Origin of the sequence: Klebsiella grimontii (genome assembly GCF_042137965.1) — a bacterium.
Lineage (GTDB): Bacteria > Pseudomonadota > Gammaproteobacteria > Enterobacterales > Enterobacteriaceae > Klebsiella > Klebsiella grimontii.
Window position 1 is genome coordinate 4,750,011 of sequence record NZ_CP169721.1, and the last position, 26,575, is coordinate 4,776,585.

Consider the following 26,575-nt stretch of genomic DNA (forward strand, 5'->3'; position numbering starts at 1 on the left):
ATCGCTAATTTTCTGCGTTCTCTTAAAAAATTAAAACTCTTTTCGCAACCAACTGTTGAGTCGTTTGATCCACGACCCGACCGTTACGCGTTTTTCCACTTCTGCTTCACCACTGAGATGAGATTCCTTCCCGTAGTGCAGCAACCCAACCGCCGTCGAGTAATACGGCTCCTGGGCATAATCCGTTAATCCGGTAATGTTCAGCGGCGCGCCAATTCTCACCTGCGTATGGAATACGCGCTGCGCGCAGGCGGCAAGTCCTTCTATTTGCGCCGCACCGCCGGTTAATACAATGCCTGCCGCCAGGTGGTGCTTCACACCTTGCTGACGCAGCTGTTCCTGCAGTTGCAGAATCTCTTCATTCACGAGGTTGAGCAATTCGGTATAGCGTGGCTCAATCACCTCTGCCAGCGTCTGACGCTGCAGGCTGCGGGGCGGACGCCCGCCCACGCTCGGTACTTCGACGTTTTCATCTTTACCAACGATGGAGCCCAGCGCACAGCCGTGACGCACTTTAATGGCTTCCGCGTCGCTCGGCGGCGTACCGAAAGCGTAAGCAATATCGCTGGTCACCACGTTGCCCGCGTACGGGATCACTTTGGTATGACGCAGCGCGCCGCCGGTATATACCGCGATATCCATTGTACCACCGCCGATGTCCACCACGCAGACACCCAGTTCACGTTCGTCTTCCGTTAATACGGAATAGCTGGCGGCTAAACCGGCGAAAATGAGCTGATCAACTTTCAGACCGCAACGTTCCACCGCTTTGACAATATTTTTCGCCATATCGTTATGGCAGGTAATCAAATGCACTTTCGCCTGCATACGTACGCCAGACAATCCGACGGGGTTTTTGATTCCCTCCTGGTAGTCGATGGCGTACTCCTGCGGGATAACGTGCAGAACGCGATGTTCGTCGCGCACGCGAACCGATTTCGCGGTATGTACCACGTTTTCAACGTCGTCCTGCGTCACTTCTTCTTCTGAAATCGGCACCATGCCAATTTCATTTTGACAGCTGATATGTTTGCCTGAAAGCGCCAGATAGACTGACGAGATCTGGCAATCCGCCATCAGTTCGGCCTGGTCAATGGCGCGCTGTACGCATTTCACCACGGATTCCAGGTCGTTCACTCCGCCTTTATCCATACCACGCGATGGGCAACTGCCCACGCCAATGATATTAATCATACCGTCGGGCAGAACTTCCCCTACTAAAGCGGCAACCTTAGCGGTGCCAATCTCCAGTCCAACTACCAGTTTTCTGTCCGTCGCCTTGATCATTGTTGTTCTGCCTGTGCCTGATTCTGTTGTTGTTGAGTTTCCTCTACGGGAGCCGGTACCCAACCGACTGCCGCTCCCGAGTCATAACGCAAATCAACGTAGCTTATCCGTTTGCCGTCGGTCTGCGCCTGCTGCTGAAGAACCGGGTAGAGTTCCATAAAGCGCTGAAGCCGTTTCATGGTGTCACCCCGGCCAAGGTTGAGCTTAATATCGTTATTCAGCGTCAACTGCCAGGAACGACGCGCGGTCATTGCCGCCACTTTCAACGTGAACTTATCCTTTGCCAGCACCTGCCCCATGTCGCGGTATCCCTGAAGAACTTCGTTCTCGCTGCCTTCCGGGCCGTACAACATCGGTAAATTCTGTTTACTGGTGCGATCTGACGGCACGCTGAAAGAATTTCCGTCCACGTCTACCATATGCTGATCATTCCAGCGCGCAATCGGCACATATTCAACCAGATGAATCTTCAATTCGTCCGGCCACTGCTTTCTGACGCTCGCCTGCTTAATCCACGGCAGACGTTCAATCTGGCTTTGAATTATATTGACGTCCTGCGTCATAAAGGTGCCCGGCGACCCTAATGCCAGAATCGCCTGACGGATATCATCGTTGCGCGTGTAGTGACGCTCACCGGTGACCACCATCTTTGACAGCGGTAATCGCTGTGCATCCTCCATCCAGCCCAGAACCATCCATCCGCTGACCAGCACGGTACAGAGCACCGCCAGCAGGAAGAAAATACCAGCCAGACGAGAGCCATTACTTCGACGCGAAGAAGTTTCTTCTTCCTCTTCGTGGTTCCGCGTATTCAGCGCAGCCTGCGACATATCACCCCGCCAGGTCCAGAATTCGTACAACAAGCTGCGAGAAGCTCATCCCGGCCTGACGCGCCGCCATTGGCACCAGGCTATGGCTGGTCATGCCAGGAGAGGTGTTTGCTTCCAGCAGATAAAACTGGCCATCGCTGTCCAGCATCACATCAATTCGTCCCCAGCCGTAACAGCCAAGACTCTCCCAGGCTTTTTGTACCAGAGCCTGGATTTCCGACTCGCGCGCGGGATCTTCAAAACCTGGGCAGAAATATTGCGTTTCATCAGAGAGATACTTTGCTTCATAATCATAGAAGGTTCCAGCCGCCTGGATACGTATTGACGGTAAAATTTCTTCTCCGACGATGGCGACAGTAAATTCCGGCCCACTGAGCCATTTTTCAATCAGAACTTCATCATCATGCTGAAAAGCCAGCGCCAGTGCATTTTGTAATGCACAACTTTCGTTGACTTTGGACATACCGACGCTGGAGCCTTCCCGGCTCGGTTTTATAATCAATGGCAGTCCGAGGGCCGAGATTTGCTGTTCAACTTCAGCAGAAAGCCCCGCGTCGAACTGTTTACGCGTTAGCGCAACCCATGGCGCAACGGGTAGCCCCGCGCCCTGCCACAGTAATTTACTGCGCAGCTTATCCATTGAGATAGCCGAAGCCATCACGCCGCTGCCCGTGTAGGGGAGTTGAATGAGCTCCAGCAGCCCCTGCAACGTACCATCTTCGCCGCCGCGGCCGTGCAACGCAATAAACGCTTTCTGAAAACCCATATTTTTCAATTGGGTAATATCGGTATCGCGAGGGTCGACAGGATGCGCATCGACACCAGCTTCACGCAGACCGGCAAGCACCGCCGAACCTGAATTGAGCGAGACTTCACGTTCAGCGGAGGTTCCGCCGAAGAGGACCGCGATTTTATCAGCCATGGCGTTCCTCCTGCGTTGTTTGCGGTTGCAATTTAATTTCCGCCAGGTGACGAGCGATTTTACCGATATTTCCCGCCCCCTGAACCAGCACCAGATCGTTGCCGGTCAATACCGAAGCCAACATTTCCGCCGCTTGCGCCGGGTCGGAAACCAGGATCGGGTCGACTTTACCGCGCCCGCGAATCGTACGGCACAGCGAGCGGCTATCGGCGCCAGGAATGGCGGCTTCGCCAGCGGAATAAACGTCCAGCATCAGCAGCGCGTCAACCTGGGTCAGCACGTTGGCGAAATCGTCGTACAGATCGCGCGTACGGGTAAAACGATGCGGCTGAAACAGCATAACCAGATTTTTATCCGGCCAGCCCGCCCGCGCCGCTTTGATGGTGGCATCCACTTCCGTAGGATGATGGCCATAATCATCGATCAGCATCGCGGTGCCGCTTTTACCGTTAACCTCAGCTAACGGATATTCGCCAAGGAAATCAAAACGACGGCCGGTACCCTGGAAGCTTTCCAGCGCGCGCAGGATAGCTTCATCATCAATCCCCTCTTCCGTCGCAACGGCCACCGCCGCCGCCGCATTCAGCGCATTGTGGCGACCTGGAGCGTTCAGCGTTACCTGAATAACATCTTTATCCTGACGTACCAGACGGAAATGCCCCTGGGCGCCGACCTGACGATACTCTTCCACGCGAACGTCGGCATCATCGCTGAAGCCGTAGGTGGTTATCTGGCGGCCAACGCGCGGCAGCAGTTCACGGATAACCGGATCGTCCACGCACATCACCGCACGACCGTAGAACGGCAGATTGTGCAGGAAGTTAATAAACGTCTGCTTCAGGTTTTCGAAGTCGCCATGGTAGGTATCCATATGATCGGCTTCGATATTGGTCACGATAGCAACCATCGGTTGTAAATGCAGAAACGAAGCGTCGCTTTCGTCCGCTTCGGCAATCAGGTAGCGGCTGTGGCCAAGACGGGCGTGGACGCCAGCGGCTTTCACCAGACCGCCGTTTACGAAGGTTGGATCAAGTCCCGCTTCAGCATAAATGCTCGATACCATCGCCGTGGTCGTGGTTTTTCCGTGCGTGCCAGCAATGGCAATGCCGTGACGAAAACGCATCAGCTCCGCCAGCATCTCGGCGCGACGAATAACCGGAATACGCGCTTCGTGGGCGGCGACAATCTCCGGGTTATCCGCAGAAATTGCGCTGGAAACGACGACAACGCTCGCATCGCGCACGTTCTCAGGGCGATGGTTGAAATAAATCGTGGCGCCAAGCTGAGCCAGCTGCTGAGTCACCGGATTCGGCGCCAGATCGGAGCCGCTAATCTGATAACCTTCGTTGGCCAGAACTTCGGCAATACCGCCCATGCCGGCACCGCCAATGCCAACAAAGTGAATGTGCCGGACGCGACGCATCTCGGGCACTATGGAACGCAGTTTTGCCAGATCTTGTGTATTCATTCTTTACGCCATCAACTTCTTTATTCGGACGGTGATCATCACCGCGATTAGCGCGCCAGTGCTGCGGCGCTCACTTCTTCTGCTACCCGTTCGGTAGCGTCCGGAATCGAGGCTCTACGCGCTCGCTCCGCCATATCCAGCAGCGTTTCGCGATCCCAACTTGCCAGGGTTTGCGCGACGGCCTCCACGGTAAACTGCGGCTGCTCAAGGATCTTCGCTGCCCCGGCTTTCTCCAGCGGCAGCGCATTCCAGTACTGCTGACGATCTTTGTGCTGAAAAGGCACAAACAGCGCCGGTAAACCAGCGGCGGCAATTTCGCTCACCGTCAGCGCTCCGGAACGACACACAACAACATCGGCCCAGGCATATGCCGCCGCCATGTCGTCAATAAACTCGGTAACTTTGTGCTGAGGCTGCCCGGCATCGCAATAGGCCTGCTGCACGGTTTCCTGACCGCCTTTACCGCTCTGGTGCCAGATGGTGACAGAAACACCGAGCTTCGCCGCCACCTGCGGCATCGTCTGATTGAGCACGCGCGCGCCCTGCGAACCGCCCACCACCAATACGCGAATCGGTCCCTGACGTCCGGCTAACCGCTGCTCCGGCAGCGCCAGCGCCAGCACATCGGTGCGAACCGGGTTACCCACAACATCAGCATGCGGGAAAGCGCCGGGGAACGCCTGCATCACTTTTTTAGCGATTTTCGCCAGCCATTTATTCGTCAGGCCGGCAATACCGTTCTGTTCATGCAGCACAACCGGGATCCCCAGCGACCATGCCGCCAGACCGCCGGGGCCGGAAACGTATCCGCCCATACCCAGCACCACGTCCGGCTGAAAACGCTGCATAATCGCCCGCGCCTGACGCCAGGCGTTGAAAATACGCACCGGCGCCAGCAGCTGCGCCTTCAGGCCCTTGCCGCGCAGGCCGGAAATCTGAATGAAATCAATTTCAATGCCGTTCTTCGGCACTAAATCCGCTTCCATACGATCCGCGGTGCCCAGCCAGCGAACCTGCCAGCCCTGGTCCATTAAATGGTGCGCAACCGCCAGTCCCGGGAACACATGTCCGCCGGTACCGCCCGCCATCACCATTAACCGCTTTTCCTGACCGCTCATCGAACACCCCGTGTAAACGCCTGGGCTTTTTCCAGGCGCGTTTCATAATCAATTCGTAACAGCAACATGATGGCCGTCGACATAATCAGCAAGCTTGACCCGCCGTAGCTGATCAGCGGCAGCGTCAGGCCTTTAGTTGGCAGCATACCCGCCGCCGCGCCGACGTTAACCAAAGCCTGGAAGCTAAACCAAATTCCAATGGCGCAGGCCAGAAATCCGGAGAAACGGTGGTCAATCTCCAGCGCCTTACGGCCAATGGACATGGCGCGAAAAGCGACGAAGAATACCATTAAAAGAGCGAGTACCACACCGATATAACCGAGCTCTTCGCCGATAATGGCGAAGATGAAATCGGTATGCGCCTCCGGCAAATACTCCAGTTTCTGCACCGAATTGCCCAGGCCTTGCCCCCACATTTCGCCGCGACCAAAAGCCATCAGCGACTGGGTCAGCTGATAGCCGCTGCCGAACGGATCTTCCCACGGGTTCCAGAAAGAGGTTACGCGGCGAATACGATACGGCTCGGCGAGAATCAGCAGGACAACCGCTGAGATCCCCATCCCGATAATGGCGATGAACTGCCACAGCTTGGCCCCCGCCAGGAACAACATGGCCAGGGTGGTCACAAACAGCACGACGACGGTCCCGAGGTCAGGCTGCGCCAGCAGTAAAATCGCCAGTACGAAAATCACGCCCATCGGCTTTAAAAAGCCGCGCAGGTTGTTACGCACTTCGTCGCCTTTACGCACCAGGTAGTTGGCGATGTAGCAGAACAGCGACAGCTTGGTGAACTCCGCAGGCTGGATACGCAGCGGCCCCAGCGCAATCCAGCGCGATGCGCCGTTGACCGAGCTGCCGACCACCAGAACAATCAGCAGCATGACGATAGAGGCGATCAGCATCGCGGTACTATGGCGCTGCCAGAACTCCATCGGCAGGCGCAGCGTCACCATCGCCAGCCCTAAAGCCAGCAGGATGTATAAGCCATCGCGCTTGGCAAACAGAAATGGATCGTTAGCCAGACGCTGGCCTACCGGCATCGACGCCGAGGTCACCATAATGAAGCCGATCGCGGCCAGGCCAAAGGTCAGCCACAGCAGCATCCGGTCATACATGACCAGACTATCGGTATCTTTTTGCCGCGAGCCCATCACCCAGCCTTTCAGCGCGGCGAACAGCCATGCGAAAATAAACATTCCCGGCAGACGCGGCAGTCTCAGCCGTGGCATTTTCAGGCGCGGGAGTGATAAACGCATCAACCTAACTCCTTCGCCAGGCGAGCAAAGACGTCGCCGCGTTGTTCAAAGTTTTTAAACTGATCGAGGCTGGCGCACGCCGGGGATAGCAGAACCATATCGCCCGGGAGAACCTGTGGCGCAATCTGGCGCATCGCCTGCTCCATGGTTTCCGTTTGCACAGCGACATCCGGGCGAAGGGCAGCCAGCTGCGCGCCGTCGCGGCCAAAGCAGTACAGGCGGACGTTGTCGCCGGTCAGGTAACGGCTTAACGGCGTGAAATCAGCCGATTTCCCATCGCCGCCCAGCAGCAGATACAGCGTTCCGTCAAGCTGCAGTCCATTGAGCGCCGCTTCAGTACTGCCGACGTTCGTGGCTTTAGAATCGTTGATCCAGCGCACGCCGTTGTGCTCCAGCACCTGCTGGAAACGATGCGCCAGGCCGGTAAATGTCGTCAGCGCTTTCAGGCTGCTGGCGCGCGGCAAACCTGCGGCGTCCGCCAGGGCCAGCGCAGCCAGGGCGTTACTGTAGTTGTGCTGGCCGCTAATCTTCATCTCTTTGACGTTGAGCACTTTCTCGCCTTTAACGCGCAGCCAGGTTTCCCCTTGCTGACGATTCAGGTGATAGTCGCCAACGTCTACGCCGAAGCTGATGCAACGATCGTCAGCGCCGCGTACCGGCATGGTTAACGCATCGTCGGCGTTGACGATACAGGCTCGCGCATTTTCGTAAACTCGCAGTTTGGCGGCGCGGTACTGCTGGAGCCCCAGCGGATAGCGGTCCATATGATCTTCGGTGACGTTAAGGATCGTCGCCGCTACCGCCCGCAGGCTCGAAGTGGTTTCCAACTGGAAGCTGGAAAGCTCCAGGACATAGAGTTCGCGCTCAGGATCCAGCAGCATCAGCGCCGGCAGGCCAATATTGCCGCCTACGCCGACGTCCAGACCCGCCGCCTTCGCCATTTCCCCTACCAGCGAAGTGACGGTGCTTTTACCGTTAGACCCGGTGATAGCAATAATCGGCGCCTGCGCCTCGCGGCAGAACAGTTCGATATCGCCGACAATTTCTACGCCTGCATCCGCCGCCGCGCTCAGGGAAGGATGCGCCAGCGCGATGCCCGGGCTGGCGACAATCAGGTCAGCCGTCAACAGCCAGTCTTCGTTCAGACCGCCAACATAGCGCTCAACGGCTTCCGGCAGTTTATCCAGCCCCGCAGGCGCAACGCGGGTATCCATCACCCGCGGCGTCACGCCGCGGGCCATGAAAAAGTCCACGCATGACAGGCCGGTCATACCCAGCCCAATAATGACGACTTTTTTACCCTGATAATCTGCCATGATTAACGTACCTTCAGCGTCGCCAGGCCTATCAGCACCAGCATCAGCGAAATAATCCAGAAGCGCACGATCACGCGCGGTTCCGGCCAGCCTTTCAGTTCATAGTGATGGTGGATCGGCGCCATGCGGAAAATGCGCTGACCGCGCAGCTTGAAGGAGCCGACCTGCAGAATCACCGAGAGCGTTTCCACTACGAATACGCCGCCCATAATCACCAGCAGAAACTCCTGGCGCAGCAGCACGGCGATAATACCCAGCGCGCCACCGAGCGCCAGAGAACCCACATCGCCCATAAAGACCTGCGCCGGATAGGTGTTAAACCACAAGAAGCCCAGCCCCGCGCCGACAATCGCCGTACAGACGATCACCAGTTCACCGGCATGACGCAAATAAGGGATATGCAGGTAGTTGGCGAAATTCATGTTCCCCGTCGCCCACGCGACCAGCGCGAATCCGGCGGCAACAAATACGGTCGGCATAATCGCCAGCCCATCGAGGCCGTCGGTCAGGTTGACCGCATTCCCGGTTCCGACGATGACAAAGTAGGCCAGCAGGACGTAGAACAGGCCCAGCTGCGGCATGACGTCTTTGAAGAACGGCACCACCAGTTGAGTCGCCGGCGTATCTTTCCCCGCCATGTACAGCGCAAAGGCAACGCCCAGCGCAATCACCGACATCCAGAAGTATTTCCAGCGGGCAATCAGGCCTTTGGTATCTTTACGCACCACTTTGCGATAGTCATCGACGAAGCCGATGATGCCGTAGCCGACCAGAACCGTCAGTACGCACCAGACGTAGGGGTTGGATGGGTAAGCCCACAGCAGAACGGAGACCACAATGGCGGTCAGGATCATAATCCCACCCATCGTTGGCGTACCGCGCTTACTAAAGTGAGATTCCGGGCCATCATTACGCACAACCTGGCCAAAGGAGAGTTTTTGCAGACGGGCAATCATGCGCGGGCCCATCCACAAAGAGATGAACAGCGCGGTCAGCAGGCTGACGATGGCGCGAAACGTCAGGTAGGAAAAGACGTTAAAGCCTGAATAATATTTGACCAAATGTTCGGCCAGCCATACTAACATGTTCCGTTCTCCTGTAATGCGCGTACTACCACTTCCATGGCGGCACTACGTGAACCCTTCACTAAAATGGTCATAATTTTGTGTTCTGACAGCAGCGCTTGCAGCCGCGTTACCAGCAGCGCTTTATCGTTAAAGTGTTCACCGACGCCGCTGGCGCCGCTGATCTCCGCGCTCAAGGAACCTACGCTCAGTACGCGATCGAGCCCGGCTGCTTTTGCCGCTTCGCCCACCTGGCGATGGCACGCCTGGCTTTCCGCGCCGAGTTCAGCCATATCGCCGACCACCAGCACCCGGTAGCCCGGCATCTCAGATAGCACCTGCACCGCGGCGGTCAGCGAGCCGACGTTAGCGTTATAGGAATCATCCAGCAGGAGCTGGCTATCGGTCAGCTGAATCGGGAATAAACGCCCCGGCACCGCTTTCAGATCTTTCAGCCCCGCTTTAATTGCCTCATGCGTCGCGCCTACCGCCATGGAAAGCGCCGCTGCGGCCAGCGCGTTGGCGATGTTATGGCGCCCCGGCAGCGGCAGCAGCACATCAACGCTGCCGGTTGGGGTTTGCAGAGTAAATTCGGTCCCGTGCGAAGTCACATGAACGTTGGTTGCCGTGAAGTCGCTATTGGCGGCGTTCGGCGAGAAGCGCCAGGTTTTACGATCGCCAATGACGCTTTGCCAGTTCAGCCAGTCATTATTGTCGGCGTTCATAATCGCGATGCCGTTGAGCGGCAGGCCGGTGTAAATTTCGCCCTTCGCTTTCGCCACGCCTTCCAGGGAACCAAAACCTTCCAGGTGCGCGGCGGCCAGGTTATTCACTAACGCCGCTTCAGGTCGCGTCAGGCTGACGGTCCAGGCAATTTCGCCCTGGTGATTGGCGCCTAGTTCGATAACCGCGTAGTCATATTCTTTGGTGAGACGCAGCAGCGTCATCGGCACGCCGATATCATTGTTCAGGTTGCCAGCGGTATACAGCGTATTGCCGCACTGGCTCAGAATCGCGGCGGTCATCTCTTTGACCGAGGTCTTGCCTGAAGATCCGGTCAGCGCGACCACGCGCGCCGGAACCTGCTGGCGCACCCACGCGGCCAGTTCGCCGAACGCCAGACGCGTATCCTTCACCACCACCTGCGGCAAATCGCAGGCCAGCCGCCGGCTGACCAACAATGCGCCCGCGCCGGCAGCCTTAGCCTGTTCGGCAAAGTCATGTGCGTCAAAGCGCTCGCCTTTTAGCGCCACGAACAGGCAGCCCGCCGTGACCTTACGGGTGTCAGTGGTGACGTCTTCGATCGCCACATCGCTGCCGTGCAGCTCGCCGCGCGTAATGTCGGCAAGCTGGCTGAGAGTCAAGCGAATCATGCTACCGCCCCCAGCAGACGCGCCACGGTGACGCGATCGGAGTAATCGAGTCGGCGATTGCCGACAATTTGATAATCCTCGTGGCCTTTACCCGCCACCAGAACGACGTCGTTTTCTTTCGCCTGCATTACCGCGTTGGTCACCGCCTCCGCGCGCCCTTCCACCGCTTTGGCATGGCCCGCATCGAGCATACCGGCCAGGATATCGTTGATAATCGCCCGCGGCTCTTCGGTACGCGGGTTGTCATCGGTGATAACCACGATATCGGCAAACTCTTCGGCGATCGCCCCCATCAGCGGGCGCTTGCCTTTGTCGCGGTCTCCGCCGCAGCCGAACACGCACCACAGTTTACCGTTGCAGTGCAGACGCGCCGCCTGCAGCGCTTTTTCCAGCGCGTCGGGCGTGTGGGCATAATCAACCACGACGGTCGGTTTACCCGGCGCGCTGAACACTTCCATACGCCCGCAAACCGGCTGCAGGCGCGCGGCGGTTTTCAGCAGTTCGGCCAGCGGATAGCCCAGCGCCAGCAGAGTGGCTAACGCCAGCAGCAGGTTGCTAACGTTGAAGGCGCCCATCAGGCGGCTTTCGATCTCGCCGTTGCCCCAACTGGAGGCAAACTGAATGGTGGCGCCGCTGTCGTGATAGTTCACGGCGGTTGCTTTCAGCCAACGCCCCCGGCAGTTCGGGTTAATGTGGTCTTCCATTGATACGGCCACCGCATCCGGCAGCTTCGCCAGCCAGCGGCGACCGACTTCATCGTCCGCATTGACAATCGCCTGACCGCAATGATGGGTTGAATAGAGCAGCCATTTCGCCGCTTCGTAATGCTCCATATCACCGTGATAATCAAGGTGATCGCGGCTCAGGTTGGTAAAGACCGACGCGGCAAACTGCAGCGCGGCGACGCGATGCTGCACCAGCCCGTGGGAAGAGACTTCCATCGCGGCGAACGTCGCCCCCTGCCCTGCCAGGCCAGAGAGTACGTGTTGAACATCAACCGCCGAACCGGTGGTGTTTTCCGTGGGGATAACTTTCTCCAGCAGGCCATTGCCTACGGTTCCCATGACCGCGCTGGTTTCTCCCAGCAGCTGCGCCCATTGCGCCAGCAGCTGGGTAGTGGTGGTCTTGCCGTTAGTCCCGGTGACGCCAACCAGGCGCAGTTGTTCCGAAGGCTGATGGTAAAAACGTCCGGCCAGCGCGGATAAGCGCTCGTTGAGTTGGCTCAGATAGATAACCGGCACACCGTGCATTTCACGGATTTCGCCATCATGAGCCTCATCTTTGGCCTCAGCAATAATGGCAGCAACACCTTGCGCTATCGCCTGCGGGATATAACGACGCCCGTCCGCCTGATGACCTAAAACCGCGACAAAAAGATCGCCAGAAGCAGCCACCCGGCTGTCCAGCGTCATTTCTCGCAGAATTCGCTCCGGCGCATTTGGCACCCACGGAGCGAGAAGGTCGCGCAAATTACGATCTGCCACCTGTTCCCTCGCCTTGATTAATCACTAATTCACTTTTTTCAGCCGTTGCCAGCGCATCCGGTTCAATGTTCATGGTACGCAGTACGCCGCCCATGATGGCACCGAAGACCGGCGCGGAAACGGCGCCGCCGTAGTATTTACCCGCCTGCGGATCGTTGATCACCACCACCAGCGCAAAACGCGGGTGGCTGGCGGGCGCAACGCCTGCGGTGTAAGCAATATATTTGTTGATGTAGCGGCCGTCGGGCCCCACTTTCTTCGCCGTACCGGTTTTAATAGCGATGCGATAGCCTTTAATCGCCGCCTTCACGCCGCCGCCGCCGGGCAGCGCTACGCTTTCCATCATGTGAACAACGGTACGAACGAGTGATTCCGGGAAGACGCGCTCGCCCGGAACCGGTGGATCAACTTTGGTAATCGACAGCGGGCGATAGATGCCGTAGCTGCCGATCGTTGCGTAGACTCGCGCTAACTGTAACGGGGTTACCATTAGCCCATAGCCGAAAGAAAAGGTGGCCCTCTCTATGTCAGACCACCGTTGTTTTTGAGGGTATAAGCCACTGCGTTCTCCGACCAACCCCAAATTGGTCGCTTTTCCAAGTCCAAAACGTGAGTAAGTGTCTACTAACGCTGAGGACGGCATCGCTAACGCCAGCTTGGAAACACCGACGTTACTCGACTTCTGTAGCACCCCGGTCAGGGTCAATTCGCTGTAGCGCGCCACGTCTTTGATTTCGTGGCCGTTAATTCGATAGGGAATGGTGTTCAGTACGGTATTTTCGTTAACAATGCCGCGCTGAAGCGCCGTCATCACTACCATCGGTTTTACCGTTGAACCTGGCTCAAACACGTCGGTAATGGCGCGGTTACGCATGGTATCTTTGGAGGTGCCCGCGAAATTGTTCGGGTTGTAGGATGGGCTGTTGGCCATCGCCAGCACTTCACCGGTGTTGACGTCAACCAGAACCGCAGTACCTGACTCCGCTTTGTTAAACGCCACCGCATTATTCAGCTCGCGATACACCAGCGCCTGCAGGCGCTCATCAATGCTCAGCGCCAGATTATGCGCGGCCTGGCTATCGGTAGACGAGATATCTTCGATGACCCGCCCGTAGCGGTCTTTACGCACGATACGCTCGCCGGGCTGGCCGGTGAGCCACTTATCAAAGCTCTTCTCAACGCCCTCAATCCCCTGGCTATCGACGTTAGTGAAGCCAATGAGGTGAGCGGTTACTTCGCCCGACGGATAGTAGCGGCGCGACTCTTCCCGCAGATGAATGCCCGGCAGCTTGAGTTTGCGGATGTAATCGGCCATATCAGGGTTAACCTGACGCGCCAGATAGATAAAACGCATCCGCGGATTGGTATTGATACGCGATGCCAGCTGATCCAGCGGCATATTCAGCGCATCGGCCAGCGCCTTCCAGCGGTTGTCGAGCGTCACGCCGCCGGCTTCATGCAGCTCTTTCGGGTCAGCCCAGATGGCTTTTACCGGTACGCTCACCGCCAGCGGGCGGCCGGAACGATCGGTTATCATGCCGCGCGCGGTGGAGACCTCCTGCACGCGCAGAGAACGCATGTCCCCCTGACGTACCAGCATGTCCGGGCTAATTACCTGTAGCCAGGCCACGCGGCCCAGCAGGAAGCCCAGCGCCAGCAGAATACAGCCGCACAGCAACGCAAAACGCCAACTGATAAAGTTGGCCTGTTCTTCCTGACGTTTTGCTTTTGGCGTTTTCGGCGCTGCTTTCATGCGTCGCAATAATCCTTATTTCTGTACAACGATATTTTCTTGTGATGGATCGACGTGCTGCATCTGCAGCTTCTCGGTCGCGATCCGCTCAACCCGACTGTGATCGCCGAGAGCGTTCTCTTCGAGGATCAGGTTGCGCCATTCAATATCCAGCGCGTCGCGTTCCAGCACCAGCTGTTCGCGCTGCGCGGTTAAGAGGCGAGTATGGTGCGCCGTTGTCACCACCGTAATCGCCGTGATAATGATGCAAATGAACAGGCAGAGTGGCAGCTTCCCAAACCGCAGAAGGTCGTCTCCGATCACGCCAGGCAAAGCATGGCGCTCGTTGCTTCCTATCGACCCTTTCACCTTGCTTAGGGCTTCTGTCACTCTGCCGATCATGCGTTCGTCCTCTCTGCAATACGCAGAACTGAACTACGGGCACGAGGATTTTCAGCTACCTCTTTTTCGCCCGGCATCAACTTGCCTAATGCTCTTAGCTCACGGCCGCCCAGTTTTTTAAGCTGCTCTTCGGTCATCGGTAACCCTGCCGGAACCTGCGGACCGCGGCTTTGCTCGCGCATAAAGCGCTTCACAATACGGTCTTCCAGCGAGTGGAAACTGATGATTGAGAGCCGCCCGCCCGGGGCCAGCACGCTGAGCGAGCTTTTTAGCGCCTGCTCTATCTCCTCCAGTTCACTGTTCACCCAAATGCGCACCGCCTGGAAGGTACGGGTCGCGGGATGTTTGAATTTGTCTTTCACCGGCGTCGCCGCCGCAACGACTTCCGCCAGCTCTTTGGTGCGGGTCATCGGTTCGATGCGGTTGCGTTCGACGATGGCGCGGGCGATGCGTTTACCAAAGCGCTCTTCGCCAAAGGTTTTGATAACCCAGGCGATGTCCGCCTCGTCGGCGGTTTGTAGCCATTCAGCGGCAGATTGACCGCGCGTCGGATCCATACGCATATCCAGCGGGCCATCGCGCATAAACGAAAAACCACGTTCAGCGTCATCCAGCTGCGGCGAGGAGACGCCAAGATCGAGCAAAATACCGTCGATCTTACCGGTGAGATTGCGCTCGCCAACATAGTCGGCCAGCTGAGAAAAAGGACCATGAACGATGGAAAAGCGGGGATCATCGATAGTTTTCGCGACGGCGATAGCCTGCGGATCGCGATCGATCGCCAGCAGACGTCCCTCCGCTCCCAGCTGGGAGAGAATCAGGCGCGAGTGGCCGCCGCGACCAAAGGTACCATCAATGTAGATACCATTTGGACGAATATTCAGGCCGTTAACGGCTTCATCCAGCAGTACCGTAGTGTGTTTATAATTTTCCATCATTTTACAAAGACAAATCCTGCAGGCGCTCCGACAGTTCCCCGGAAGCGGACTGCTCAGCGTCGATATCTTCCTTGACCCGTTGATACCAGGTCGTTTCATCCCACAGCTCAAACTTATTGAACTGCCCGACCAGCATCACTTCTTTTGTCAGCCCGGCATGTTGCCGCAGCACCGGCGCTATTAATAGCCGCCCGGCGCTATCCATCTGACATTCGCTGGCATGTCCCAAAAGCAAACGCTGTACGCGCCGCTCGGTGGGGTTCATGCTCGATAAACGCGATAATTTTTGCTCAATGATTTCCCATTCAGGCAAAGGGTAAAGCAGCAGGCACGGGTGATGGATGTCAATGGTGCACACCAATTGACCGGAAGCATCCTCGATCAGCCCGTCGCGGTAGCGCGTCGGTACGGCCAGACGGCCTTTGCTGTCGAGATTGACTAACGTTGCCCCACGGAACATGCCAGCCTCACCCCTTTTCGCCACTTTACCCCACAAATTCCCACAAGAAGGAGTTTACGGAGCGGAGGAAAAGCTTGTCAAGCCAGCACGAATGCCAACAGAGCTCAAAAACCCATTATTTACAGCCGATATTCGCCCTGAGGAAAAATCAACCAACAAACGAGGCAAATTAACGTTATGAATATCGGTAAGAAAACAACCAACAAACTTGTAACAGTTAAAGCAGCAAAATATCTTCGCGGGGAAAATATAAAGTGTCAGTTTGCGACGCGAGCGGCATTTTAGGCCATTCTGGTGACCGTTAACAGTACCAGTTTTCGCAGGAGAGGCACTCTTACTGCGGAGTACAGCGCTTATGGCTTTCATAATAGCGAGGAAACGGGTGTTAATTCAGCAACTCACCCGCCGAATGTAACAAAATAATACAACTAAATTCATTAATCCCTTAATGGGCTAATTAAAGCGCAAAATAAAGAAGGCTAAGAATAAAATTAAAAGAGATGTCAGGAAGATTAAGGATTTGTCTGAAAGATGCTTAACCCTGCAATTTTTACGTCATCTCACCGAATTATCGCCAGACGCGTAACCGTCTGGCGAATGCGTAACGAATAATCCTGATAACGCGCTAGCGGCGGTTCAGACTGCCGCGGCGATAAAGATTGCGCCGAATGCGGCTTAACCCCGGTTTCGGCTTCCGCGGTTCATCAAGGCTGGCGAGCACAATCTCCAGCACGCGTTCCGCAACGTCGCGATGACGCTGAGCAACGGCTAAAACGGGGCACTGGAGGAAATCCAGCAGCTCATTATCGCCAAAAGTCGCAATCGCCAGTTCCGAAGGCAGCTTCCCTTCCCGGCGCAGCGTGACGTCCATCACCCCCTGCAGTAACGGAAATGAAGTTGTAAACAGCGCCTGAGGCATCGGATGAGTTTCCAGCCACTTTTCGAAAAGCTGGGCCGCGGCTTCGCGCTCGTAGCTGTTAGCGTAGAGGAAATGCACCTCTCGCGGATCGTCCTTCCACGCCGTACGGAATCCCTGCTCACGCAGGAAGCTCACCGAAAGTTCCGGCAGTGCGCCAAGGTACAGCACCGTTTCAGCAGGGAATTTACGTAACTCCGCCCCAAGCATTTCAGCGTCGTCCTGATCGGCGCCGACGACGCTGGTGAAGTGCTCACGATCGAGCGCGCGGTCAAGGGCAACAATCGGGAACGGATCGTTAGCCCAGCGCTGATAGAACGGATGCTCAGGAGGTAATGAGGTGGAAACGATAATCGCATCGACCTGACGCTGCAGCAGATGCTCAATGCAACGCATTTCGTTATCCGGTTGATCTTCGGAACAGGCGATCAGCAGCTGATAGCCGCGCTGGCGCGCCTGACGCTCCAGGTAATTTGCGATGCGCGTATAGCTGGTGTTTTCCAGGTCCGGGATAACCAGGCCAATGGAACGCGTACGTCCTGCACGCAAGCCTGCAGCAACCGCATTCGGGTGATAGTTGTGCTCACGAACAACCGCCATCACCTTTTCAACAGTTTTATCGCTGACGCGATACTGCTTCGCTTTACCATTAATCACATAGCTAGCGGTAGTTCGCGAGACACCGGCCAGCCGGGCGATTTCATCCAGTTTCACAATTGCCCCTTGGGTAATAAGTACAGAACATAACCATTCTTCAGGTATGGATTCGTTTTTATAACATCTAAGCGCAGAAAAGTAAGTGCAGCAACCGCTTTAGTCCACAGTTCCCACCGATTTCGCAAAAAAATAGCCCGACAGGGGGTGTCGGGCTATTTTTACGTCAGTTTGCGCTGCTCAGCGCATGATTTTGTCGCCACGCGACAATCCGACAACGCCGGAGCGGGCTACCTCAACAATACGAGCCACATCGCGCAGCGACGCTAAAAACGCATCAAGCTTGTCGCTGGTTCCCGCCAACTGAACGGTATAGATAGACGGCGTGACGTCGATAATTTGTCCGCGGAAGATTTCCGTATTGCGCTTGACCTCATCGCGCCCATAGCCGCTGGCCTGCACTTTCACCAGCATAATCTCGCGCTCTACGTGCGCGCCTTGCCCGAGTTCGTTAACGCGCAGAACGTCCACCAGCTTGTGCAGCTGCTTTTCGATCTGCTCAATCGCTTTCTCATCGCCAACGGTCTGAATCGTCATTCTGGATAACGTCGGATCGTCCGTCGGCGCTACCGTCAGGCTTTCAATATTATAACCGCGCTGTGAAAAGAGGCCGATCACGCGGGATAAAGCGCCCGATTCGTTCTCCAGTAATACTGATAATATCCGGCGCATAATCAGGTCCTCTCCGTTTTGCTCAGCCACATCTCGTCCATACCGCCGCCACGAATTTGCATGGGGTATACATGCTCACTGCCGTCAACCGTGACATCGACAAAAACCAGTCGATTGTTACGTACCTGCTCCAGCGCCTCGGCTAGCTTCGCTTCCAGCTCCTGCGGGTCGCTAATACGAATTCCCACATGGCCGTAGGCTTCCGCTACGCGAGCAAAATCAGGCAATGACTCCATATAGGACTGCGAATGACGGCCGGAGTAGAGCATATCCTGCCACTGCTTCACCATCCCGAGATAGCGGTTATTAAGATTCAGCACCAGCACCGGCAGCTCGTACTGCAGCGCGGTGGAGAGCTCCTGAATATTCATCTGGATGCTGCCGTCGCCGGTCACGCAAATCACCGTTTCTTCCGGCAGCGCCATCTTCACGCCCAGCGCGGCGGGAAGGCCGAATCCCATGGTCCCGAGACCACCGGAGTTAATCCAACGCCGCGGTTTGTCGAAAGGATAATAGAGCGCCGCGAACATCTGATGCTGACCGACGTCGGACGTCACGTACGCATCGCCGTGAGTCAGCCGCCAGATGGTTTCAATTACCGCCTGCGGTTTAATCTTGCCGCTTTGCGTGTCGTATTGCAGGCAGTGACGCGCGCGCCACTGTTCAATCTGCTGCCACCAGTCGCGGATTTCATCCAGCGGCTGCTGGGTCTCCTCGTGTTCGAGCAGCTCCAGCATCTGTTCCAGCACCAGGCGGGCGTCGCCAACGATAGGCACGTCGGCAGGCACCGTCTTGGATATAGAAGTAGGATCGATATCGATATGCAGTACCGTCGCGTTCGGACAGTACCTGGCCAGATTATTTGTCGTACGATCGTCGAAGCGCACGCCAACGGCGAAAATCACGTCGGAATTGTGCATGGTCATGTTGGCTTCATAAGTGCCATGCATGCCCAGCATCCCCAGCGCCTGCTGGTGCGATGCCGGAAAGGCGCCGAGCCCCATCAGCGAAGACGCCACCGGCAGCTTCAGCTTCTCAACCAGTGTATACAGCTGCGGTTCACATTGGGCGTTAATCGCCCCGCCGCCGACATACACCACCGGTTTTTTTGCCGCTACCAGCGTCTGCAGCGCACGTTTAATCTGCCCTTTATGGCCCGACGTCGTCGGGTTATACGAGCGCATGCTAACCGTATCCGGCCAGACGTACGGCAGTTTTTTGGCCGGATTGAGGATATCTTTCGGTAAATCGACGACAACCGGACCGGGACGCCCGCTGGCCGCCAGCCAAAAGGCCTTTTTCAGCACGCCGGGAATATCTTCGGTTTGCTTGACCAGGAAGCTGTGTTTGACCACCGGTCGGGAAATACCCACCATGTCGCACTCCTGGAACGCATCGTAGCCGATTAAAGAGGTCGCGACCTGGCCGGAAAGAATCACCAGCGGAATGGAATCCATATAAGCCGTCGCAATGCCGGTTATCGCGTTAGTCGCCCCCGGACCGGAAGTGACCAGCACCACCCCGACTTCGCCGGTTGCGCGGGCAAGGCCATCCGCCATATGAACGGCAGCTTGCTCATGGCGGACCAGAACGTGATCGATACCGCCCAGGGTGTGTAACGCATCATAGATATCGAGGACAGCGCCCCCGGGATAACCGAATACCTGCTTGACGCCCTGATCGACCAGCGACTGGACGACCATTTCGGCTCCTGACAACATCTCCATGGTTTGCCTCCCGGCTTATTGTTTTTAACGACAGCGGAATCCGATTTCCGCGCGCTCGCACAAGACGAAGCGCAATGGCTTCGTAGTGAGGTGAATAGACTGCATGCCGTTACCATAACTGCTCGCTAACGGGCAGGCAATTGGCGACCGTCGGCGCATAAGAGGCATTAAAAGGATAAAAGAAAGGTTCGCAGGTAAAACACGGTGAAAAACTTCGGAGATAAGAAAATATGATAGTCAATACTCGGGGAAAATAACCAACTACAGCAAATCATCCATTTTTTAACTGACAGCGCGAGAGGCTGAGAAATGCAAACAGAATAAAATTCTACATTTAGTGAATTTTGTCACACAAAGCAGGAGCCGAAGCCCCCGTTTGTATTGCGACCGTTTATCGCTTGCAGATATTCACCAGCAATTCTTCCATCCACTGATGGCCTTTATCACGGCCCGCCGCTTCATGCCAGGAAAGATAGCAGGTACGGCTATTCACTTTCAGCGGCAAAGGTAATATTTGCAAATCCAGCTTATCGGCAAACTCGCTGGCTAACCAGCGCGGTGCGATAGCGACCATGTTGGTTTGAGAAACCACATTTAATACGCTGACCATCGCGTTCCCCTGATAGGCAATACGCGATTGTTTATCAGCAGTGTCGTACCATGGCTGGCTAAATGAGGCGTAACGATCGAGAGCGACAACGGCGTGCTCCTCCTGATAAATATCGTTTTCCATCATCGGGCCAGAAATACGTGGATGTTTACGGCTCGCCACCAAAACCATTTCATCTTTAAATAAAGGCACGCAGGCAAACTCAGGGCGACGAAACTCTTCATAGCCAACGACGAATTCGATTTCCTGATAACGTAATTGATGTTCCGTGTTTTGATTCAATGCCGATTTAAAGACCAAATGAATGTTGGGCGCGATCTCGCCAACTTTATTGAAAATAACCGAAGTCAACGCGTTATCCAGCGGGCTGCAAACGCATAAATTAAACACCCGCTCGCTGCTAAGCGGCTCAAAGCCCGAGCCCGGCAATTCGTTCTGCACTAATTGCAATGCCTGCCGTACAGAACCAAATAGCTGATAAGCGCGCGCCGTTGGCTGGATGCCGCGTCCATAACGAACAAACAGCTCATCATTAAACATCACTTTCAGCCGTGATACCGCATTGCTGACCGCCGGCTGCGACATGCCCAGGGAATGCGCCGCACGGGTGATATTTTGTTCCTGCATAACCGCATCGAATACGGTTAGCAGATTGAGGTCGACCATCCGCAGCTGAGGTTTAGTGTTTTCTACCTCAGAGGTTGATTTATATTCAGTATCTTCTTTTAACATATTTAACTCCACTGTCACGCTAAATTCCCTTTGCCAAAGTGCAGTAATTAATTCTGAAATATCATTTATCATGCATATGACATTTGCAAAAGAGCAAAGATGAATTTTAGGAATATATCAAGGTTATGAGTAGCACCAGAAAATCGGCTTTTAAACCTTCCCGTGACAACCCAAACCATATCGTTTACTTGATGGAATTAAGTGTACCCATAAATATTAAAAATAAACAATAACAGCAACGGTTAACTATAATTTAAGCGCTATTACAATATCAATTTAACCCTCCCCTAAAATTCACATTTTATTATCATTGATAATTCACTTTCATATGTATGAACACATTCACAAAACAAATAAATTTAGCGTTTTCATTAAGATATGAAGCTGATCATGCGCCATATCCACGAAGCGGCAATTGAAAATGAAAATTATCAAATGGTGAAATTATCTCAACATGTCCCGATACCCTAAAAAGGATCATCGGCAAAAAAGCGCGATTGTCAGCACAATTAGCTAATTCCCCTCTCAGGTAAAAAGGCCTTTTCTTCACCCAAGGGTTGACATCAAACCCCATATCCAGTAACTCTAAAAGCATAACGATTTCATCTGGAGCATGACGCAATGATTCGCAGCATTCGCTTTCTCAGCCTACTACTACTAAACGCATCCATTTTGCGCGGTAGGCTGTTGGGCGACGTTCATCGTTAAGTCATCTTCCAGCAAGACTATAAAACCCGCGCCAATGCGCGGGTTTTTTTATGCTCGCAAGCAAGGCGCCAGGACAGAGAACAAGGATCTAAACCATGAGCCAGCAAGTCATTATTTTCGATACGACCTTACGCGACGGTGAACAAGCGTTACAAGCCAGCCTGAGTGTGAAAGAAAAACTGCAGATTGCTATGGCCCTTGAGCGGATGGGCGTTGACGTGATGGAAGTCGGTTTTCCGGTCTCATCCCCTGGCGACTTTGAGTCCGTACAAACCATTGCGCGCACCATCAAAAACAGCCGCGTTTGCGCGCTGGCGCGCTGCGTAGAAAAAGATATCGACGTTGCGGCGGAATCATTAAAAGTCGCAGAAGCGTTCCGTATTCACACCTTTATCGCCACCTCGCCGATGCATATCGCGACCAAGCTGCGCAGTAACCTGGATGAAGTTATCGAACGGGCGATCTATATGGTGAAACGCGCGCGTAACTACACTGACGATGTCGAGTTTTCCTGTGAAGACGCTGGCCGTACGCCGATCGCCGATCTGGCTCGCGTTGTTGAAGCCGCGATTAATGCAGGCGCAACGACCATCAATATTCCGGATACCGTCGGCTACACCATGCCGTTCGAATTCGCCAACATTATCACCGGTCTGTACGAACACGTCCCCAATATCGACAAAGCCATCATCTCCGTCCATACCCATGACGACCTGGGCATCGCGGTCGGTAACGCCCTCGCCGCGGTCCACGCCGGCGCTCGTCAGGTGGAAGGCGCGATGAACGGTATCGGCGAACGCGCCGGTAACTGCTCTCTGGAAGAGGTGATCATGGCCATCAAAGTGCGCAAAGACATTATGAATGTGCACACCCGCATTAATCACCAGGAAATCTGGCGTACCAGCCAGACCGTGAGCCAGATCTGCAATATGCCGATTCCTGCCAACAAAGCGATCGTCGGTACCGGCGCCTTCGCCCACTCTTCCGGTATTCACCAGGATGGCGTGCTGAAGAATCGCGAAAACTACGAAATCATGACGCCAGAATCTATCGGGCTGAACCAGGTACAGCTGAACCTGACTTCCCGCTCCGGCCGCGCAGCGGTGAAACACCGTATGGAAGAGATGGGCTATAAAGAAACCGACTACAACATGGACCATTTGTATGATGCGTTCCTGAAGCTGGCGGATAAGAAGGGCCAGGTATTCGACTATGACCTGGAGGCGTTAGCCTTCATTAACAAACAGCAGGAAGAACCGGAGCATTTCCGCCTCGATTACTTCAGCGTGCAGTCCGGTTCCAGCGATATCGCAACCGCCTCCGTGAAGCTGGCCTGCGGCGATGAGACAAAAGCTGAGGCCGCTAACGGTAACGGCCCGGTGGACGCCATTTATCAGGCCATTAACCGCATCACCGGCTATGAGATTGAGTTAGTTAAATATGACCTGAACGCTAAAGGCCAGGGTAAAGACGCGCTGGGTCAGGTTGACATCGTGGCTAACTACAACGGCCGCCGCTTCCACGGCGTGGGTCTGGCGACGGATATTGTGGAGTCTTCCGCGAAAGCCATGGTTCACGTCCTGAACAACATCTGGCGCGCCGCTGAAGTCGAAAAAGAGTTGCAACGCAAAGCTCAGAATAAAGAGAACAATAAGGAAACCGTGTAATGTCGAAGAATTACCATATTGCTGTTTTACCAGGTGATGGTATTGGCCCGGAAGTGATGAACCAGGCGTTGAAAGTACTGGAAGCCGTTCGCCACCGTTTTGATATGCGCATTACCACCAGCCAGCATGACGTGGGCGGTATCGCCATTGACCGTCAGGGCACTCCGCTGCCTCAGTCTACCGTCGAAGGCTGCGAGCAGGCCGACGCGATTCTGTTCGGCTCCGTTGGCGGACCGAAATGGGAGCATCTGCCGCCCGCGGAACAGCCGGAGCGCGGGGCGCTGCTGCCTCTGCGTAAGCACTTCAAATTATTTAGCAACCTGCGTCCGGCTAAGCTGTACCAGGGTCTGGAAGAATTCTGCCCGCTGCGCGCCGATATCGCCGCCAACGGCTTCGATATTTTATGCGTCCGCGAACTGACCGGCGGCATCTACTTCGGCCAGCCGAAAGGCCGCGAAGGCAGCGGCCAGCACGAGAAAGCGTTTGATACCGAGGTGTATCATCGCTTTGAGATTGAGCGTATCGCCCATATCGCCTTCGAGTCCGCCCGCAAGCGTCGCCACAAAGTGACCTCGATTGACAAAGCGAACGTGCTGCAGTCTTCTATTTTGTGGCGTGAAATCGTCAGCGAAATCAGCAAACAGTATCCTGACGTTGAGCTGTCGCATATGTATATCGACAACGCTACCATGCAGCTGATTAAAGATCCGTCCCAGTTTGACGTTCTGCTGTGTTCCAACCTTTTCGGCGACATTCTGTCTGACGAATGCGCCATGATCACCGGTTCAATGGGAATGCTGCCGTCCGCCAGCCTCAACGAGCAGGGCTTCGGCTTATACGAGCCCGCAGGCGGCTCCGCGCCGGACATCGCCGGTAAGAACATCGCGAACCCGATCGCGCAGATCCTCTCGCTGGCGCTGCTGCTGCGCTACAGCCTGGATGCCGATAGCGCGGCAACAGCGATTGAAAATGCGATCAACCGAGCATTAGAAGAAGGCGTGCGTACCGGCGATTTAGCCCGCGGCGCGGCGGCGGTCAGTACCGATGAAATGGGCGATATCATTGCCCGCTATGTCGCTGAAGGGGTGTAATCATGGCGAAGACGTTATACGAAAAGTTGTTTGATGCTCACGTGGTTTATGAAGCGCAAAACGAAACCCCGCTGCTGTACATAGACCGCCATCTGGTTCACGAAGTGACCTCGCCGCAGGCGTTTGACGGCCTGCGCGCGCATAAACGTCCGGTGCGTCAGCCGGGTAAAACCTTCGCCACGATGGATCACAACGTTTCGACGCAGACGAAAGACATTAATGCGTCCGGCGAGATGGCGCGTATCCAGATGCAGGAGTTAATTAAAAACTGCAAAGAGTTCGGCGTTGAGCTGTATGACCTGAACCACCCTTTCCAGGGCATCGTCCACGTGATGGGGCCGGAACAGGGCGTCACCCTGCCGGGTATGACCATCGTCTGCGGGGACTCCCACACGGCAACCCATGGCGCATTCGGCGCGCTGGCCTTCGGTATCGGCACCTCTGAAGTCGAGCACGTTCTGGCGACGCAGACCCTGAAGCAGGGGCGCGCCAAAACCATGAAGATCGAAGTCAAAGGCAAAGCCGCGCCGGGCATCACTGCCAAAGATATCGTCCTGGCGATTATCGGTAAAACCGGCAGCGCCGGCGGGACCGGTCACGTCGTGGAGTTCTGCGGTGAAGCCATTCGCGATTTAAGCATGGAAGGCCGTATGACCCTGTGCAATATGGCGATCGAAATGGGCGCGAAAGCGGGCCTGGTGGCGCCGGACCAGACCACATTTGATTACGTCAAAGGCCGTCTGCACGCGCCGAAAGGCGTAGATTTTGCCGACGCCGTCGCTTACTGGAAAACCCTGACCACCGACGATGGCGCGACGTTTGATAGCGTTGTCACCCTGCAGGCGGAAGAGATTGCCCCGCAGGTCACCTGGGGCACTAACCCGGGCCAGGTGATCTCCGTTACCGACATCATTCCGGATCCGGCCTCATTCTCCGACCCGGTAGAGCGCGCGAGCGCTGAGAAAGCGCTGGCCTATATGGGGCTGAAATCTGGCGTGCCGTTAACCGAAGTCGCCATTGATAAAGTCTTTATCGGTTCCTGCACCAACTCGCGTATCGAAGACTTACGCGCGGCGGCCGAGATCGCCAAAGGCCGCAAAGTCGCGCCGGGCGTTCAGGCGCTGGTCGTACCGGGTTCCGGTCCGGTGAAAGCGCAGGCCGAAGCAGAAGGCCTGGATAAAATCTTTATTGAAGCCGGTTTTGAGTGGCGTTTACCGGGCTGCTCCATGTGCCTGGCGATGAACAACGACCGTCTGAATCCGGGCGAGCGCTGTGCCTCCACCAGCAACCGTAACTTTGAAGGCCGTCAGGGCCGCGGCGGACGCACTCACCTGGTCAGCCCGGCAATGGCAGCGGCGGCGGCCGTGACCGGTCATTTCGCCGATATCCGTAGCTTGAAATAAGGAAACCATCATGGCAGAGAAATTTACCCAACATACCGGCCTGGTGGTTCCGCTGGACGCCGCGAACGTCGATACCGATGCAATTATTCCAAAGCAGTTTCTGCAGAAAGTCACGCGTACCGGTTTTGGCGCCCATCTGTTTAACGACTGGCGCTTCCTGGACGACAAAGGCGAACAGCCTAACCCGGAATTCGTGCTGAACTTCCCGGAGTATAAAGGCGCCTCTATCCTGCTGGCGCGGGAAAACTTCGGCTGCGGCTCCTCGCGCGAGCACGCACCGTGGGCGCTGACCGATTACGGCTTTAAAGTCGTTATCGCCCCCAGCTTCGCCGATATCTTCTACGGCAACAGCTTTAACAATCAGCTGCTGCCGGTCACGCTGAGCGAAGCGCAGGTCGATGAGCTGTTTAAACTGGTCCACTCTCAGCCCGGCATTAAATTTGAAGTCGATCTGGAATCCGAGGTGGTTAAAGCTGGCGATAAATCCTATAGCTTTAAAATTGACGCTTTCCGTCGTCACTGCATGCTTAACGGTCTGGACAGCATCGGCCTGACTCTGCAGCACGAAGAAGCGATTTCAGCCTATGAGCAAAAACAACCGGCCTTTATGAATTAAGGCGACCCGCAGTTTATAACCCAGCCCGAACTTCGCTTCGGGCTTTTTTTTCGTCGGGCGAAAATGAGA

At 55.6% G+C, this 26,575-nt stretch carries 23 protein-coding genes; 5 read left to right on the forward strand and 18 right to left on the reverse strand.

Translation table 11 applies throughout. The annotated features are described in order from the left end of the window. Window positions 1-30: 30 nt before the first annotated feature. From ftsA to leuO, 18 genes are all read right to left on the reverse strand, one after another. Entirely contained in the window at window positions 31-1,287 is a 1,257-nt protein-coding gene (gene ftsA, locus ACE3MN_RS22285) for a cell division protein FtsA (protein WP_004098594.1), read from the reverse strand. After that, complete coding sequence (ftsQ, locus tag ACE3MN_RS22290) at window positions 1,284-2,117, reverse strand: cell division protein FtsQ (RefSeq protein WP_024360314.1); 834 nt, start codon at window positions 2,115-2,117, stop codon at window positions 1,284-1,286. The genes ftsA and ftsQ overlap by 4 nt, the downstream gene beginning before the upstream one ends. Window position 2,118: 1 nt before the next feature. Continuing rightward, complete coding sequence (locus tag ACE3MN_RS22295) at window positions 2,119-3,039, reverse strand: D-alanine--D-alanine ligase (protein ID WP_004872176.1); 921 nt, start codon at window positions 3,037-3,039, stop codon at window positions 2,119-2,121. After that, window positions 3,032-4,507: a UDP-N-acetylmuramate--L-alanine ligase gene (gene murC, locus ACE3MN_RS22300; RefSeq protein ID WP_024360312.1), complete on the reverse strand. Its 1,476-nt coding sequence runs from the start codon at window positions 4,505-4,507 to the stop codon at window positions 3,032-3,034. Before murC ends, ACE3MN_RS22295 begins: the two co-directional genes overlap by 8 nt. Before the next feature lie 47 nt (window positions 4,508-4,554). Next, a complete protein-coding gene (gene murG, locus ACE3MN_RS22305; protein ID WP_024360311.1) occupies window positions 4,555-5,625 on the reverse strand; it encodes an undecaprenyldiphospho-muramoylpentapeptide beta-N-acetylglucosaminyltransferase in 1,071 nt (356 codons plus the stop codon). Further along, entirely contained in the window at window positions 5,622-6,881 is a 1,260-nt protein-coding gene (ftsW, locus tag ACE3MN_RS22310) for a cell division protein FtsW (RefSeq protein WP_004128950.1), read from the reverse strand. The genes murG and ftsW overlap by 4 nt, the downstream gene beginning before the upstream one ends. Beyond that, on the reverse strand, window positions 6,881-8,197 hold the full coding sequence (murD, locus tag ACE3MN_RS22315; RefSeq protein ID WP_131930737.1) for a UDP-N-acetylmuramoyl-L-alanine--D-glutamate ligase: 1,317 nt from the start codon (window positions 8,195-8,197) through the stop codon (window positions 6,881-6,883). The genes ftsW and murD overlap by 1 nt, the downstream gene beginning before the upstream one ends. A 2-nt stretch (window positions 8,198-8,199) precedes the next feature. Continuing rightward, window positions 8,200-9,282 (reverse strand): phospho-N-acetylmuramoyl-pentapeptide-transferase, encoded by a 1,083-nt coding sequence (gene mraY, locus ACE3MN_RS22320; RefSeq protein ID WP_004098585.1) that lies wholly within the window; start codon window positions 9,280-9,282, stop codon window positions 8,200-8,202. Next, the gene (gene murF, locus ACE3MN_RS22325; protein ID WP_024360309.1) at window positions 9,276-10,634 is read right to left on the reverse strand and encodes a UDP-N-acetylmuramoyl-tripeptide--D-alanyl-D-alanine ligase; all 1,359 of its coding nucleotides are present in this window, start codon (window positions 10,632-10,634) and stop codon (window positions 9,276-9,278) included. Before murF ends, mraY begins: the two co-directional genes overlap by 7 nt. Further along, window positions 10,631-12,118 (reverse strand): UDP-N-acetylmuramoyl-L-alanyl-D-glutamate--2,6-diaminopimelate ligase, encoded by a 1,488-nt coding sequence (gene murE, locus ACE3MN_RS22330; protein ID WP_024360308.1) that lies wholly within the window; start codon window positions 12,116-12,118, stop codon window positions 10,631-10,633. The genes murF and murE overlap by 4 nt, the downstream gene beginning before the upstream one ends. Next, window positions 12,105-13,871, reverse strand: a complete 1,767-nt coding sequence (locus ACE3MN_RS22335) for a peptidoglycan glycosyltransferase FtsI (protein ID WP_004098582.1) — start codon at window positions 13,869-13,871, stop codon at window positions 12,105-12,107. The genes murE and ACE3MN_RS22335 overlap by 14 nt, the downstream gene beginning before the upstream one ends. 15 nt (window positions 13,872-13,886) lie before the next feature. Beyond that, complete coding sequence (gene ftsL, locus ACE3MN_RS22340) at window positions 13,887-14,252, reverse strand: cell division protein FtsL (protein ID WP_002888550.1); 366 nt, start codon at window positions 14,250-14,252, stop codon at window positions 13,887-13,889. Continuing rightward, window positions 14,249-15,190: a 16S rRNA (cytosine(1402)-N(4))-methyltransferase RsmH gene (rsmH, locus tag ACE3MN_RS22345; protein WP_004128935.1), complete on the reverse strand. Its 942-nt coding sequence runs from the start codon at window positions 15,188-15,190 to the stop codon at window positions 14,249-14,251. Before rsmH ends, ftsL begins: the two co-directional genes overlap by 4 nt. 1 nt (window position 15,191) lies before the next feature. Then, window positions 15,192-15,650, reverse strand: a complete 459-nt coding sequence (mraZ, locus tag ACE3MN_RS22350) for a division/cell wall cluster transcriptional repressor MraZ (protein ID WP_004108122.1) — start codon at window positions 15,648-15,650, stop codon at window positions 15,192-15,194. 625 nt (window positions 15,651-16,275) lie between these two features. Next, entirely contained in the window at window positions 16,276-17,280 is a 1,005-nt protein-coding gene (gene cra / locus ACE3MN_RS22355) for a catabolite repressor/activator (RefSeq protein ID WP_004098577.1), read from the reverse strand. Between the two features lie 180 nt (window positions 17,281-17,460). Next, a complete protein-coding gene (ilvN, locus tag ACE3MN_RS22360; protein WP_004098573.1) occupies window positions 17,461-17,952 on the reverse strand; it encodes an acetolactate synthase small subunit in 492 nt (163 codons plus the stop codon). A 2-nt stretch (window positions 17,953-17,954) separates the two neighbouring features. Next, window positions 17,955-19,679 carry an acetolactate synthase 3 large subunit gene (gene ilvI, locus ACE3MN_RS22365; RefSeq protein WP_004872187.1) on the reverse strand — a complete coding sequence of 575 codons (1,725 nt, stop codon included), beginning with the start codon at window positions 19,677-19,679 and terminating at the stop codon, window positions 17,955-17,957. Window positions 19,680-20,070: 391 nt separating this feature from the next. Further along, entirely contained in the window at window positions 20,071-21,039 is a 969-nt protein-coding gene (leuO, locus tag ACE3MN_RS22370) for a transcriptional regulator LeuO (protein WP_098067380.1), read from the reverse strand. Between the two features lie 603 nt (window positions 21,040-21,642). Here leuO and leuL point away from each other — a divergent pair. The 5 genes from leuL (at window position 21,643) to leuD (ending at window position 26,506) form a co-directional block, all read left to right on the forward strand. Then, the gene (gene leuL / locus ACE3MN_RS22375) at window positions 21,643-21,729 is read left to right on the forward strand and encodes a leu operon leader peptide (protein WP_009654551.1); all 87 of its coding nucleotides are present in this window, start codon (window positions 21,643-21,645) and stop codon (window positions 21,727-21,729) included. A gap of 95 nt (window positions 21,730-21,824) precedes the next feature. Further along, window positions 21,825-23,396, forward strand: a complete 1,572-nt coding sequence (gene leuA, locus ACE3MN_RS22380) for a 2-isopropylmalate synthase (RefSeq protein WP_004128923.1) — start codon at window positions 21,825-21,827, stop codon at window positions 23,394-23,396. Next, window positions 23,396-24,487 carry a 3-isopropylmalate dehydrogenase gene (gene leuB, locus ACE3MN_RS22385; protein WP_004872190.1) on the forward strand — a complete coding sequence of 364 codons (1,092 nt, stop codon included), beginning with the start codon at window positions 23,396-23,398 and terminating at the stop codon, window positions 24,485-24,487. The genes leuA and leuB overlap by 1 nt, the downstream gene beginning before the upstream one ends. A 2-nt stretch (window positions 24,488-24,489) precedes the next feature. Continuing rightward, complete coding sequence (gene leuC, locus ACE3MN_RS22390) at window positions 24,490-25,890, forward strand: 3-isopropylmalate dehydratase large subunit (RefSeq protein WP_004872192.1); 1,401 nt, start codon at window positions 24,490-24,492, stop codon at window positions 25,888-25,890. Between the two features lie 10 nt (window positions 25,891-25,900). Then, window positions 25,901-26,506, forward strand: a complete 606-nt coding sequence (gene leuD / locus ACE3MN_RS22395; protein ID WP_024360306.1) for a 3-isopropylmalate dehydratase small subunit — start codon at window positions 25,901-25,903, stop codon at window positions 26,504-26,506. The last annotated feature ends 69 nt before the right edge of the window (window positions 26,507-26,575 follow it).